The sequence below is a fragment of the Hypnocyclicus thermotrophus genome (genome assembly GCF_004365575.1).
GTDB lineage: Bacteria > Fusobacteriota > Fusobacteriia > Fusobacteriales > Fusobacteriaceae > Hypnocyclicus > Hypnocyclicus thermotrophus.
Window position 1 is genome coordinate 85958 of sequence record NZ_SOBG01000004.1, and the last position, 13373, is coordinate 99330.

Here is a 13373-nt window from a genome sequence, read left to right on the forward strand (position 1 = left end):
CTAATCTTTTTCTATATTTAAACTAGCTATACCATTTAGATTTAAATCTGCAAATATATCATTTTGATATTTCAACTTATAATATCCAGCAGCAGCTATCATCGCTGCATTATCTGTACAAAGTTTTAAACTTGGATAAAACACATTTATATTTTCTTTTTTAGCTCTATTTGTTAATTCACTTCTAAGCTCTGAATTTGCAGCTACACCTCCTGCTATAATAATTTGATTTACTTTTTTTTCTTTTGCAGCAACTATTACTTTTTTACATAATATATCAACTACTTTTTTTTGAAATGAAGTAGCTAAATCTTCTTTTGAAAACTCTTCTTTTTTCATATTCATTTTATTTACATAATTTATAACAGATGTTTTTATACCTGAAAAACTAAAATCATATCCTTCTACTTTTGGCTCTGGTATTGAAATAACATTTTTCCCTAATTTTGCCATTTTATCAATAATAGGCCCTCCTGGATATCCAAGATTTAAAACTCTAGCTACTTTATCATAACTCTCTCCTACTGCATCATCAAGAGTTGAACCAATATTATAAAATTTATGATTTTCATCAATATATACAATATTTGTATGACCACCTGAAACAACTAAAGATATAAAAGGAGCTCTTATATCATATTCTAAAAAACTAGCATATATATGTCCTTTTATATGATGTACTGGTATAATTGGAATATTATGAGAATAGGAAAGTCCTTTTGCAAAAGAAATTCCTACAAGTAACGCTCCTATAAGTCCTGGTGCATATGTTACTGCTATATAGTCTATATCTTTTATTTTTATTTTCGCTTTTTCTAATGCTTCGTCTAAAATATAAGAAATATTTTTTATATGATGCCTTGAAGCTATTTCTGGTACTACACCACCATATTCTTTATGAATATCAATTTGAGACGAAATTATATTTGATAAAATTTCCTTTCCATCTTTTAGTACTGATATCGATGTTTCATCACATGATGTTTCTATTCCTAAAATATACATTTTTTCTCCTTTTTTTAATTTTAAAAACTTATTTTCAAATTCATTTCTTAAGATTTTTTGATTTTTTAACAATTTCATCAACTAAAATTTTTTAACAATTTCGTCAACTAAGTTTCCTTTTAACATTTTTTCTTTATTTACTAATTTTATTCTTGCTAATTCTTTATTATTATATCTAATCACATAAGTTCCTAATTCTTTATTTTTTTCTATTGGTGCATAAATATTTTCTGGTAAATAAACTGTTTTTTCTAATTTCCATTCTTTTTTTATTAATGCCGAATAATCTTTTTCTGCATACAAGTTTATAGTATTTTTTTTCCCACCAATTACTTTTGCTTGAATAATAAAATCATCTTTTTTTACTAAAGTTTTTATTTCATAATTATTATATACATAGTTTATCTCTTTTTCTATTTCTTCATCTCTATTTTTTTCATTTGGCGCACCTAAAAGTACAATAATAATATCAAAATTTTTTCTATCTACAATAACACTCATATTATACCCTGCACTATCATGATGGCCGGTTTTTAATCCAATTACTCCTAAATTTTTTTTTAAAAAATTATTTCTTGTTTTAATTGTATATCTATTATTTTTAATTTTAGCAGTTTTTAATTTTACAATATCCATTATTTCTTTATAATTCTTGAATATTTCAAGTGAAAGTTTTGATATATCATAAGCTGTTGATATATCCATACCTTTTCCTGTCATATCACTCGGTAATCCTGTAGGTGTATAATACTTTGTATCTTTTAATCCTAATTCTTTTGCTTTTTCATTCATTTTCTCAACAAATTTATCTACATCCTTATAAGTGTATTCTGCTAATGCATATGCCGCATTATTAGCTGAATGAATAAGCGTTGCTTTCAATAAATCTTTTACTGTTACTATTTCTCCTATATTAAGCGATATTCTACTTCCACCTATTTTGGCTGCATCTAAAGATATTTTTATTTTATCATCCATTTTTATATTTCCTGCTCTTATTTCATCAATTACAATAACAGATGTCATAATCTTTGCAATAGAAGCTGTTGGGTGTTTTAAATAAATATTTTTACTATCAATAATATTTCCATTTGTATCCATTGTTAATTTAGATACATAATCTGCATTTGCTATAAAATTTAATATCAAAAAAATATAAAAAATTATTTTTTTCAATTTATTACCTCCAAATTATATTTTCAAAACTTATTATAATATATTTTCTTTATTATTACAAATTTTAGTTTTTTCAATTTTTTGATAATAAGCTTTAAAAAAAATAGTGAGCTCAACTCTCACTATTTTCATTTAGCATTTCTATCGGAATCACTTCTATTTCAAGTTCTTTCATATCTACTCTTATTATCACTACTCTTAGTTTATCCCCAATTTTATATGTAATATTATTATCAGTATCTATCATTGTTAAACTCTCTTCATTATATTCATGATATGATTTTGATTGAATAACATTATAAAAACAATCTATATACTCTTCTGTTTCCATAAATATACCATTTTTATTCATTCCTGTAATTATCGCATTATATTCATTTCCTATTTTATCTTTCATATATTCAACTACTTTTATTCTAATACTTTCTTCTTCTATACTCATTGCTGTTCTTTCAGTTTTAGATATATGTTTCCCCACTTCATCAAGAGTATCCTCTAAGTATTTTATTCTTTTTTTAGAAGGGTATTTTGAAAGTGTATCATTTAATATCCTATGTACAACTAAATCTGCATATCTTCTAATTGGTGAAGTAAAATGTGTATAAAATGTTGAAGCAAGTCCAAAATGTCCTGTATTTTCTTTTGTATATCTTGCTTGTTTTAAAGACATAAGTATAAGCTTATGAATTATCATATTTATACCTTTTTCTTTTGAATCATCTATTATTTTTTGAAATTTCCCTGGATGTAATTCATCTAAATTATGCAAATTGTATCCAAATTTTGAAAGAGATTCATTAAGTTTCATAAGTCTTTCTTCATCTGGTTTGTCATGAGTACGATATATTGAAGGTATTTCTAACCAAAATATTTTTTCAGCGACTGTTTCATTTGCAGCAATCATAAAATCTTCTATTACTTTTTCTGCTTCTCCTCTTTCTCTAGTTTTTATATAATCTACTTTTTTATTTTCATCTAATACTACTTTAATTTCAGGTAAATCAAAGTCAATAGAGCCTCTTGATTTTTTTACTTGTCTAAGTACCTTTGATAATTCCAACATTAAAAACAACATATCTTTTATATTTGAATATTTACTGCTTAAATCTTTATTTCCTTTATATATTTCATTTACATCACTATATGTCATTCTTTCCACACTACGTATTACTGATTTATATACTTTATGGTCTATCACTTTACCTTTTTTGTCTATTATCATATCACAAGTAAAAGTAAATTTATCTTCATACGGATTTAAAGAGCATAGTCCATTTGAAATCTCTTTTGGAAACATAGGTATTACTCTATCTACTAAATATATAGAATTTCCCCTTTTATATGCTTCTTCATCTAATGCTGAACCTTCTTTTACATAATAACTAACATCAGCTATACTTACTATAAGTCGATAATTTTCTCCTTTTTTTTCTACATATACAGCATCATCAAGGTCTTTTGCATCAGCACCATCTATTGTAATAATATTATAATCTCTTAAATCTACTCTATTTTCATCTTTTTCATAATTAATAGAAATTAATTTATTAATTTCTTGTTTTACTTCTAAAGGAAATTTTTCTTCTATTCCTTCTCTTTTTAAAAGAGCCTCTATCATTACCTCACTATCAAATGGATCACCTAATATTTCTACTATTTTTCCTTCTGGTTTTTTTTCATTATCTCCCCAAAAAGTAATTTTAACTAATACTAATTCTCCATCTTTTGCATTTTTCATTTTATTTTTTGGGATAAATATATCTTTACCAAAATTTTGAAATGGTACAACAAATCCAAAATTAGGTTTCCTTTGAAGAATTCCTATTATTTTATCATTTTCTCTTTTTAATACTTTTTCTACTTCACCTTCTTTATTTTTTCCCTTTTTATTTTCTTTTGTTATTTTTACAAGTACTGTGTCCCCTGAAAAAGCACCATTAAATTTTGACTTTGGAATAAAAACACTAAACTCTTCACCATCAACAAAAGCAAATCTATTTTTTACCACATCTAAAGTTCCTTTTATATATCCACCATTTTCAGGTATATTATACTTTCCACTTTTTAATCTTATTATTTCTCCATTTTCAATCCATTTATTTATAATACTTATATTTTTTTTCTTTTTCTTAGAAGACCATCCTACTATACTAAAAAGTTCATTTGTTGTAATTGATTTCTTTTTAATTTTTAAATATTCTCTTAGTATTTCTAATTCTCTATCTATCATTTTTACTCCTATCTTCCGTATATTTTATTTAAATAATAATTTCTCATTTCAAGTGTACTTGGATGAATTATTACATTTTTATCTATTAAAAATTTTATTTTTAAATCAGCTTCTTTTAATATTGCTAAATTTATATCTTCAAAGGCTAATTTCCTTAATTTTTTTACACCTTCATAGTTTCTTGTTTCTTCAATTGCATCAGCTATATATATTATTTTTTCATAAATACTCATAGCTTTTCTACCAATAGTATGGTATTTTATTGCATTTAATATATCTTTATCATTTATTTTAAAAAAATTTCTAGAAAATACAGCTCCTGCATATCCATGTAATAATTCTCCTAATAAATATTCTTGTTCTATTTCTTCTTTATCTAAAAAATTCAACATCTCATTTAATGTAAAATGTTTTGACACATCATGTAAAAGAGCTGCAGTTTCTATCTTATCTACGTTTACATTATAATGAATCGCTAATTTTTTTGCCATATTTGTAACAGAAAGTATATGTTTATATCTTTTTTCTGTCGAAAATTCTTTTATTTTTTCTTTAATAAAATTATTTTTTTCTTTATAATCTATCATAATGTCACCTCATTCAAAAAATATTAACAGACCGAAATTCTTAATATTAAGTTTAGCTTCGGTCCGTTTTTTATTATTCTAATTCTCCTACTAAATCATATAAATGCATTTTATCTAATATTTCTAGATTTTCTAATGCTTCTGCATAAGTTACTGCTTGTTCATTATATGTTCTTGTTGTAATAAATATACCATTTGTAGCTTTATGTATTTCAAATTGTTCAACAAATAATTGTAAATCTCTTACTGTTATATCTCTATCAATATTCATTATTTGTACTAAAAATTTATCTTTAGGGTTATATTGATCTACTGCCATTGCCATTATTTTATCTTTACTTTCTTCTATTTCATAAGCTAATTTTAAACCTAATTTTTCTATTATACTTTTGAATAAATCTAATAAATCATCTGTCTCTAATATTCCATAATCTATTCCATCTATCATTTTTTCATATTCTTCTGGATTTAATATTTTTATTATATTTTGAATTCTACTTTCTATATCTTTATATCTTGGATTATGTTCTTTTACTAATTTAAAATACTCTAACGCTTCTTCATATTTATCTTTTTTCTCGTAAATCATAGCTAAATCATATAAAAGTGAAGGTTTTTCAGCCATAAAAATATCTTCAAGTTCAAGCATTTTCTTTATTATAGTTTCTTGTCTTTCAATATTATTTTCTTCAATATAATATTTTAATAAAACTGTATAATATAACTCTTCTCTTCCTTCTATTTCTTTTAATTGTTCCATTAATTTAGCTGCTTCTTCTAATTCATCTTCTTCATAATGAATTTTTGCCAGTTCATATTTCGCTTCATCATTAAATGGATCTAATTCGATGATTTTTTTTAATTGAAATCTAGCCTTAAACTTATTTTTAGTTTTAATATGTAGTTTTGCTAACTCTAACCTTGTGAGAATATGTGATCTATCTAGCATCAAAGCTTCGTTAAATGCCCTAATAGCTTTAGCTTCTTTTCCCATAATACTATATATTTTACCTAAATAACAAAATAATAAAGGGTTTTTATTATTAACTTTTAGACCATTTATTACATATTCGATTGCTTTATTATAATCTTTTTTATCTAAATACATTTTAGTTATCATTGCATAAGCATCCCCTTTTTCTTCTGGAGTTGCCTTTTGATTTAATGATACACTTATATATTCTTTTAAACTTTCTACTGTATTACCTTGTTCATAATATATTTTTGCAAGAAGTAACCTAGCTTTTACATCATTTGGTCTAGTCGACTTATAATTTTTTAAATTCTCTATTGCTTTTTCTACATCGCCTGCTTTATAAAAATTTTCAGCATCGCCTATTATTACCTGTCTACCATAAAAAATTGTTAAGTACACAAAAAATATTACAACTGATATAAATAAAATTCCTATTATAAAAAGCATTTTTTTCTCCTTTTTTTAAATAGTTAAATCTTTTTCAAAATAATTTGTTATATTATAAAATCTCAGCTTTTCTTTCTCTTCATTTTCTATTAAGAACTTAACTTTTTCAATACCTTCAATACTTGTAAAAGTATTTACCAATGAATATATAATCAAAAGTTCTTGTTTTTCATTTTTTATATTTTCTACTATTTTTTTATTAAAATTTAGATATAAAATTTCTTTTTCAATAAAAATATTTTTTAAAACAATATTTTTATCTAGAAAAGTTTGTGGTAAATTTTGTGTGCTATCAACTATTTCTCTATAAATAATTCGTATTTTTTTAGTTATATTCTGTGTTTTTTCAATTTTTGTTCTTATAGGAATTAATTTACTAAAAGTTATATCTGGAATATATATATCTACACTTTCATATTCTATTTTTTTTATTTTATCCTCTTTTGAATATATTTTTTTTGTTTTAGTAAAATCATAGTCTAAAACATATTTTTTATGAAAATATATTGAAATTAACAACAATATTCCTATTAATATATTTAATACAACATACTTTTTCAATTTTTCTCCTCACTATTTTTTAAAATATTCTTTTACTATTTTTGCGATACTCTGTGCCATTTTTTTTTGATTTTCCCTTCTAAACATTTTACTCGCTTCACTATTATTTGTTATAAACCCTAGTTCTATAAGTATCGAAGGAGCATTAGTTCCTCTAAGAACTGCTAAATTAGCACCATGACTTCCTCTTTTGATCATATTTAATTGTTTTGGATAATAATCAATAAGTTGATTTGCTAAAAAAGCAGATCTTTCCTGATTTTGTCTATACAATATATCATTTACTATTAAATCCGTTGCTGTAATATTTCCACCAAATTTTTCTTCTACACTATTTTCAAATTGTGCGAGTTGTTTTGCATATTCAGATTGATTTTTTGAATAATAAAATACTTCAAATCCTCTTGCTGTTTTTGAAGGGCTTGCATTAGCATGTATACTAATCAATAAATTAGCATTATGTCTATTTGCAATAGCACTTCTTTCATTTAGACTAATAAATTTATCAGTTGATCTTGTCATAATAATTTTAAAATCATTTTTTAAAATATCTTTTAAATATTTTGATACACTAAGCACTAAATCTTTTTCTTTATATTTTCCATTTATAGCTCCCGGATCTCGTCCACCATGACCTGGATCTATTACAATTATCGGTTTATCACTATCTTTTTGCAAGTTAAAAACAATTCTTGTTGGATTATGCCAGGTAGTTACTTTATATTTCACATCTTCTTTTAATGTTATAAAAAAAGCTGTTGATTCATTTAAATCTATTGCTTCTATTTTTTCTATATAATCATCGTTTTTTTCTATTTTTCTATCTATATTTTCTATTATTTTACTATTTTCAACTTCTAAAAAAATAAGTCTTGTTACTTCATCATAATTTACATTATATTTAGGAGTAACTTCTCCTTTAATATCTAGCACTATTTGTTTAGGTGAATTATTAAATCTTATGTTTTGTATATCAATTCCAAATATAGATAAAAAACATAGAAAATAAAGTATACCAATTTTTAGTTTGCTCATCAATTTACCCCTTTATCTAAAAAGCGACAATAAAAATATTGTCGCTTAATTATTTACTTTTATATACATTTGCTATTACAGATTTTTTAAAACTTATTTTTACCCCTTTATCTACTCTAAGTTCAATAAATTCATCTGTAATCGCTACTATTTCTCCTTTTATTCCTCCTGTAGTTATTACAACATCTCCTGTTTTAAGACTAGACAGCATTTCTCTATGTTGTTTTTCTCTTTTTTTATTTGGTCTTATTAATAAAAAATAAAAAATTCCTCCCCATACAACAAGTATTATAACTAAGTTTATTATACCTGCTGATGTATTTGGTGTTGCATCTGCTGCATAAGATATAAATTGATCTAACATAATTTCCTCCTAATTAATGTATTTTTTCTTATAAAAAAGTATATCACAGTAACTTTTTTTTTTCAAATATAATTTGTTTTTAGATAGTAAAAAATAAGTAGAATTTTTTACTAAACTCTACTTATTTTTTGTTAATTATTCAAACATTGATTTAAATTTATCTACTGCATCTTTGAATTTTTTCCCTAATTTATGCTGTTTACTATCTTTTTTAAATGTTTCATCTAATTTTTCTATTAGTTCTTTTTGTTCTCTTGTAAGATTTGTTGGTACTTCTACCAATATTTTTACAAGTTGATCTCCTCTGCCAAATCCTCTAGAATTATTTATACCTTTTCCTTTTAATTTAAATACTTTTCCATTTTGAGTACCTGCTGGTATTTTTATTTTTACCGTTCCTTCTAGTGTAGGTACCTCTATTTCTCCTCCAAGTGAAGCTGTTGCAAAACTAATAGGTACTTCACATATTACATTATCATCTATTCTTTCAAATATATCATGTGGTTTTACAGATATATAAATATAAAGATCTCCATTAGGACCACCTGTTGTACTAGCATCTCCCATTCCATTAAGTCTTAATCTTTGATTTTCTTCTATTCCTGCTGGTATTTTTACTTTTTTAGTTACTTTTTCTCTTTCTACTCCTGTTCCATTACATGTTGGACATTTTTCTTCTGGAATTTCACCTTTACCATGACACATATCACACTCTGCTACATTTTCAAAAATACCAAACATTGTTTGTTGTCTTTCTCTTATTTTTCCTGTTCCATTACATTTAGTACATGTTTTTATTTTTGTTCCTGGTTTTGCTCCTGTTCCATTACATGTATGACATGTTCCTGTTCTTCTATAAGTTATCTCTTTTTCTACTCCAAATGCTACTTCTTCTAATGTTAATTCTAAATTATATCTAAGATCATTTCCAGGTCTAACTCTAGATCTGCTAGAGCCTCCTCCAAATCCTCCTCCAAAAAATGAACTAAATATATCTCCTAAATCTTCAAATCCTCCAAAATCTGAAAATCCTCCAAATCCAGAACCTGCTCCACCCATTCCATCAAATGCAGCATGTCCAAATTGGTCATATTTTGCTCTTTTCTCTTTATCTGAAAGTATTTGATACGCATCATTTATTTCTTTAAAGTTTTTTTCTGCTTCTTTTTTTTCTTTTTCATTAGCATTGGTAAACTTATCAGGATGATATTTCATAGCAAGTTTTCTATATGCTTTTTTTATTTCGGCATCACTAGCAGTTTTGGAAACTCCCAATACTTCATAATAATCTTTTTTTGCCATTTTTCATCTCCTCCAAAATTATACTATCTCAAAAATTAACTTTCTTTTAAATTTTGCTGATTTGTCTAATTTTTCAATTCCTATTTTTTCTTTTAATTCTCCGTTAAAATCAACAAAATCATTTATTCCACACCATGGTTCTATACATATAAACTCTGCATTTACTACATTCCATAATGCTAAATATGGAAATTCATCAAATATTACTTTTACTTTTCGATTATCTTTTTTATTTTTTAGAGTTATTTCTTTTGACTTAAGATTTTCAAATACAAATGCATCATTTTTAAATGTATCTTTTTTTAATTCAAGTATTTTAGTTTTTCCTAAATCTATTTTTTCTTTTTTTAATAAAACACCGTCTATTATAAATGATTTAATCTCTTCTTCTTTTTCAAATTCTAAATAATAATCTTCATATTTTATCTCTTCATTTACAAAAAGTGAAAATGCTGGATGTGCGCCTATAGAAAAATACATTTCTTTATCATCAATATTTTCTATTAAATATTCTGTTTTTATTCTATTTTTTTCTAATGTATATGTAATATAAAAATTAAATTTAAAAGGATATTGTTTTAATGTCTCTTCTGAATAAGAAAAAAGATATTTTATTTTTGTATCATTTTTTTCTATTATTTTAAAGTCATTATCTCTAGCAAATCCGTGTTTTAATTGTGAATATTCTTTCCCTTCCACAATAAATTTTCCATTTTTTTGCCCGCCAATAAAAGGAAATAATACTGGTGCTGTTTTCCCCCAATAATTACTATCACCTTTCCAAATATAATTTTGATTATTTTTTTTATTAATTATTTTTTTTATTTCAGCACCTTTATTTGCTATTTCTAGTTTTAAAAAACTATTTTCTATACTATTCATCAATTTATCCCCTTTATACTTTTTTACAAATAGTTATATCTGTTAATTGATACCCCATTTTTTGGTATACTTTTAATAGTTCTATTGAATTTCCAAATAAGTGTACTGTTATTCTGTTTGCACCTAAATTTTTAGCATTCTCTTCTATTTTTTTCATTATTTCATCTTCATAATCCATATCTTTATATTTTTCAAAAACCTCTACATTATAAATAAACATTTCTCTATCTGGAACTGCATTCCAGGTATAACCTATTTTTTCATTATTTTTATAAATGTTATAAAAATAATGTTTTTTAGTTTCTAAACCATTTTTTAAAAGTGTATTAAAAGTTTCTTTTGCAAGTTCTAAAGCTTCTTCTTCTGCCCATACTCCTATATTTACTTTGGATTTAGAATAATCTGCTATCATTTTTCCTTTTATGATTTGAAAGTCTTCTTCTGACATTAATTTTAATTCTATCATAAAGTTACACCCCTTTTTTATAAATTTAAAGCAAAAAACAACTAAATAATTGATTAAAATTTTAATTGAAATATAATAAAGTTTTTATTTAAACTCACTATCAAAGATAATTTTAATCAATCTATTTTAATTATTTATACTTTAAAATAAGGGATAGAGTTCGCTCTATCCCCTCTTTAATTAATCAACTATTTCAGCATCTTGTACATCGTCATCAGATTTTTTATCTTCTTCAGGTTGTGCTTGTTGTCCAGCTTGATCTGCTTGAGCTGTTTTATATATTTCCTCTGCTAATTTATGAGATACTTGAGTTAATTCTTCAGTTGCTTTTTTAATAGCATCTAAATCATCTTTATCTTTTACTTCTTTTAATTTATTCACTGCAGCTTCAATATTTGCTCTTTCTTCAGCAGATACTTTATCACCATATTCTTTTAATGATTTTTCAGTAGCAAACACTAATTGATCTGCTGTATTTCTAGCTTCAGCTATTTCTTTGAATTTTTTATCTTCAGCTTCATGAAGTTCTGCATCTTTTTTCATTTTTTCTATTTCTTCTTCACTTAAGTTTGATGAGCCAGAAATAGTTACTTTATTTTCTTTTCCTGTTCCTAAATCTTTTGCAGTAACATGTACTATACCATTTGCATCTATATCAAATGTTACTTCAATTTGAGGTACTCCTCTTGGAGCAGCTGGTATTCCTTCTAAATTAAATTCTCCTAATAAATGGTTATCTACAGCTTTAGCTCTTTCTCCTTGATATACTTTTATTGTAACTGCTGGTTGATTGTCTACTGCTGTTGAGAACACTTGAGATTTTTTAACAGGTATTGTTGTATTTCTTTCTATCATTTTAGTGAATACCCCACCTAAAGTTTCAATTCCAAGTGATAATGGAGTAACATCAAGAAGTAATACATCTTTTACATCTCCCATTAAAACTCCACCTTGAATAGCAGCTCCAGAAGCTACCACTTCATCAGGGTTTATACTTTTATTAGCTTTTTTCCCAAAATATCCTTCTACCCACTCTTGAACTGCTGGTATTCTTGTAGATCCACCAACTAATAATATTTCATCTATATCAGATACTGAAAGTCCAGCATCTTCTAATGCTCTTTTTGTAGGTCCTTGTGTTTTTTCTACTAATCCTTTAGTTAATTCATTAAATAATGCTCTAGTTAATTTTTTTTCTAAATGTTTAGGTCCTGTTGCGTCCATTGTAATAAATGGTAAAGAAATTGTTGTTTCCATCATTGATGAAAGATCTTTTTTTGCTTTTTCTGCAGCATCTTTTAATCTTTGTGTAGCCATTTTATCTTGAGCTAAATCTAATCCAGTTTCAGCTTTAAATTCTTTTACTAACCAATCAATTATTGCTTGGTCAAAATCATCTCCACCTAAATGATTATCTCCAGATGTTGATATAACTTCAACTACACCATCACCTATTTCTAGTATTGATACGTCAAATGTACCTCCTCCAAGGTCAAATACAAGTACTTTTTCTTCTTTTTTCTTATCTAATCCATAAGCAAGTGCTGCTGCTGTTGGTTCATTTATAATTCTTTTTACTTCTAATCCTGCTATTGCGCCAGCATCTTTTGTAGCTTGTCTTTGAGCATCTGTAAAATAAGCTGGTACTGTTATTACAGCTTCTTTTATTTCTTCTCCTAAATAACTTTCAGCATCTTTTTTTAATTTTCTAAGAATCATAGCCGAAATTTCTTGTGGTGTATAATCTTTGTTATGAACATTTACTTTATAATCTGTTCCCATATGTCTTTTAATAGATATTATTGTTGAATCAGGATTTGTTATAGCTTGTCTTTTTGCTATTTCCCCTACTATTATTTCACCATTATCTTTTATATTAACTACTGATGGAGTTGTTCTTGCTCCTTCAGCATTTGGGATTACAGTAAAGTTTGAACCTTCCATTACAGAAACACATGAGTTAGTTGTTCCTAAATCTATACCAATAATTTTTGCCATTTTGACATTCCTCCTTTATTTAATTAAATTCAATATTTCTTTTTTTATACTTTTTACTTTAAATTCATCATATTTTTTTATTAATTCTATTACATGTTTTGATTCTAAATGTCTCTCGTAATCTTCTTTTGTTTCCCATTCCTCTAATAGTATAAGTTCATCTGGTAATTCATGATTTATAAACACTCTATAATTTTCACACCCTATTTCATTTAATGTGAGAGGCTTATTTTTTAATAATTCCTCTTTAAAACTTTTTATTGATTCTTTTTCTAAATTAAATCTTTCTAAAACTACTATTTTTTGAGACATTCTAATCACATCCTTATACTATTTTTATTATC

13 protein-coding genes are annotated in these 13373 nt (G+C 25.3%); all 13 read right to left on the reverse strand.

The window, feature by feature from the left end:
- Window positions 1-1005: a tRNA (adenosine(37)-N6)-threonylcarbamoyltransferase complex transferase subunit TsaD gene (gene tsaD, locus EV215_RS05150; RefSeq protein ID WP_134112935.1), complete on the reverse strand. Its 1005-nt coding sequence runs from the start codon at window positions 1003-1005 to the stop codon at window positions 1-3.
- Between the two features lie 81 nt (window positions 1006-1086).
- Complete coding sequence (locus tag EV215_RS05155; RefSeq protein WP_134112936.1) at window positions 1087-2181, reverse strand: D-alanyl-D-alanine carboxypeptidase family protein; 1095 nt, start codon at window positions 2179-2181, stop codon at window positions 1087-1089.
- A gap of 112 nt (window positions 2182-2293) precedes the next feature.
- Window positions 2294-4411 (reverse strand): ribonuclease R, encoded by a 2118-nt coding sequence (gene rnr, locus EV215_RS05160; RefSeq protein WP_134112937.1) that lies wholly within the window; start codon window positions 4409-4411, stop codon window positions 2294-2296.
- Between the two features lie 8 nt (window positions 4412-4419).
- The gene (gene yqeK / locus EV215_RS05165) at window positions 4420-4998 is read right to left on the reverse strand and encodes a bis(5'-nucleosyl)-tetraphosphatase (symmetrical) YqeK (protein WP_134112938.1); all 579 of its coding nucleotides are present in this window, start codon (window positions 4996-4998) and stop codon (window positions 4420-4422) included.
- Window positions 4999-5071: 73 nt separating this feature from the next.
- A complete protein-coding gene (locus EV215_RS05170) occupies window positions 5072-6421 on the reverse strand; it encodes a tetratricopeptide repeat protein (protein ID WP_134112939.1) in 1350 nt (449 codons plus the stop codon).
- Between the two features lie 15 nt (window positions 6422-6436).
- Complete coding sequence (locus EV215_RS05175; protein ID WP_134112940.1) at window positions 6437-6982, reverse strand: GerMN domain-containing protein; 546 nt, start codon at window positions 6980-6982, stop codon at window positions 6437-6439.
- 12 nt (window positions 6983-6994) lie between these two features.
- Window positions 6995-8017 carry an N-acetylmuramoyl-L-alanine amidase family protein gene (locus EV215_RS05180; protein ID WP_134112941.1) on the reverse strand — a complete coding sequence of 341 codons (1023 nt, stop codon included), beginning with the start codon at window positions 8015-8017 and terminating at the stop codon, window positions 6995-6997.
- 49 nt (window positions 8018-8066) lie between these two features.
- Window positions 8067-8381, reverse strand: a complete 315-nt coding sequence (yajC, locus tag EV215_RS05185) for a preprotein translocase subunit YajC (RefSeq protein ID WP_134112942.1) — start codon at window positions 8379-8381, stop codon at window positions 8067-8069.
- A gap of 135 nt (window positions 8382-8516) precedes the next feature.
- Entirely contained in the window at window positions 8517-9683 is a 1167-nt protein-coding gene (dnaJ, locus tag EV215_RS05190) for a molecular chaperone DnaJ (RefSeq protein ID WP_134112943.1), read from the reverse strand.
- Between the two features lie 18 nt (window positions 9684-9701).
- Window positions 9702-10565, reverse strand: coding sequence for an aldose 1-epimerase family protein (locus tag EV215_RS05195; RefSeq protein ID WP_208320346.1), 864 nt, complete (start codon window positions 10563-10565; stop codon window positions 9702-9704).
- Between the two features lie 13 nt (window positions 10566-10578).
- Window positions 10579-11031 carry a GNAT family N-acetyltransferase gene (locus EV215_RS05200; RefSeq protein ID WP_134112945.1) on the reverse strand — a complete coding sequence of 151 codons (453 nt, stop codon included), beginning with the start codon at window positions 11029-11031 and terminating at the stop codon, window positions 10579-10581.
- Between the two features lie 180 nt (window positions 11032-11211).
- A complete protein-coding gene (gene dnaK / locus EV215_RS05205; protein ID WP_134112946.1) occupies window positions 11212-13029 on the reverse strand; it encodes a molecular chaperone DnaK in 1818 nt (605 codons plus the stop codon).
- A gap of 15 nt (window positions 13030-13044) precedes the next feature.
- Window positions 13045-13341, reverse strand: a complete 297-nt coding sequence (locus tag EV215_RS05210) for a putative quinol monooxygenase (protein WP_134112947.1) — start codon at window positions 13339-13341, stop codon at window positions 13045-13047.
- Between the last annotated feature and the right edge of the window lie 32 nt (window positions 13342-13373).

What these genes read in the sequence shown, in the direction of transcription:
- tsaD (WP_134112935.1), bottom strand. Translation starts at nt 1,005, where the DNA reads ATGTATATTTTAGGAATAGAAACATCATGTGATGAAACATCGATATCA.
- rnr (WP_134112937.1), bottom strand. Translation starts at nt 4,411, where the DNA reads ATGATAGATAGAGAATTAGAAATACTAAGAGAATATTTAAAAATTAAA.
- yqeK (WP_134112938.1), bottom strand. Translation starts at nt 4,998, where the DNA reads ATGATAGATTATAAAGAAAAAAATAATTTTATTAAAGAAAAAATAAAA.
- EV215_RS05170 (WP_134112939.1), bottom strand. Translation starts at nt 6,421, where the DNA reads ATGCTTTTTATAATAGGAATTTTATTTATATCAGTTGTAATATTTTTT.
- EV215_RS05180 (WP_134112941.1), bottom strand. Translation starts at nt 8,017, where the DNA reads ATGAGCAAACTAAAAATTGGTATACTTTATTTTCTATGTTTTTTATCT.
- yajC (WP_134112942.1), bottom strand. Translation starts at nt 8,381, where the DNA reads ATGTTAGATCAATTTATATCTTATGCAGCAGATGCAACACCAAATACA.
- dnaJ (WP_134112943.1), bottom strand. Translation starts at nt 9,683, where the DNA reads ATGGCAAAAAAAGATTATTATGAAGTATTGGGAGTTTCCAAAACTGCT.
- EV215_RS05195 (WP_208320346.1), bottom strand. Translation starts at nt 10,565, where the DNA reads ATGAATAGTATAGAAAATAGTTTTTTAAAACTAGAAATAGCAAATAAA.
- EV215_RS05200 (WP_134112945.1), bottom strand. Translation starts at nt 11,031, where the DNA reads ATGATAGAATTAAAATTAATGTCAGAAGAAGACTTTCAAATCATAAAA.
- dnaK (WP_134112946.1), bottom strand. Translation starts at nt 13,029, where the DNA reads ATGGCAAAAATTATTGGTATAGATTTAGGAACAACTAACTCATGTGTT.
- EV215_RS05210 (WP_134112947.1), bottom strand. Translation starts at nt 13,341, where the DNA reads ATGTCTCAAAAAATAGTAGTTTTAGAAAGATTTAATTTAGAAAAAGAA.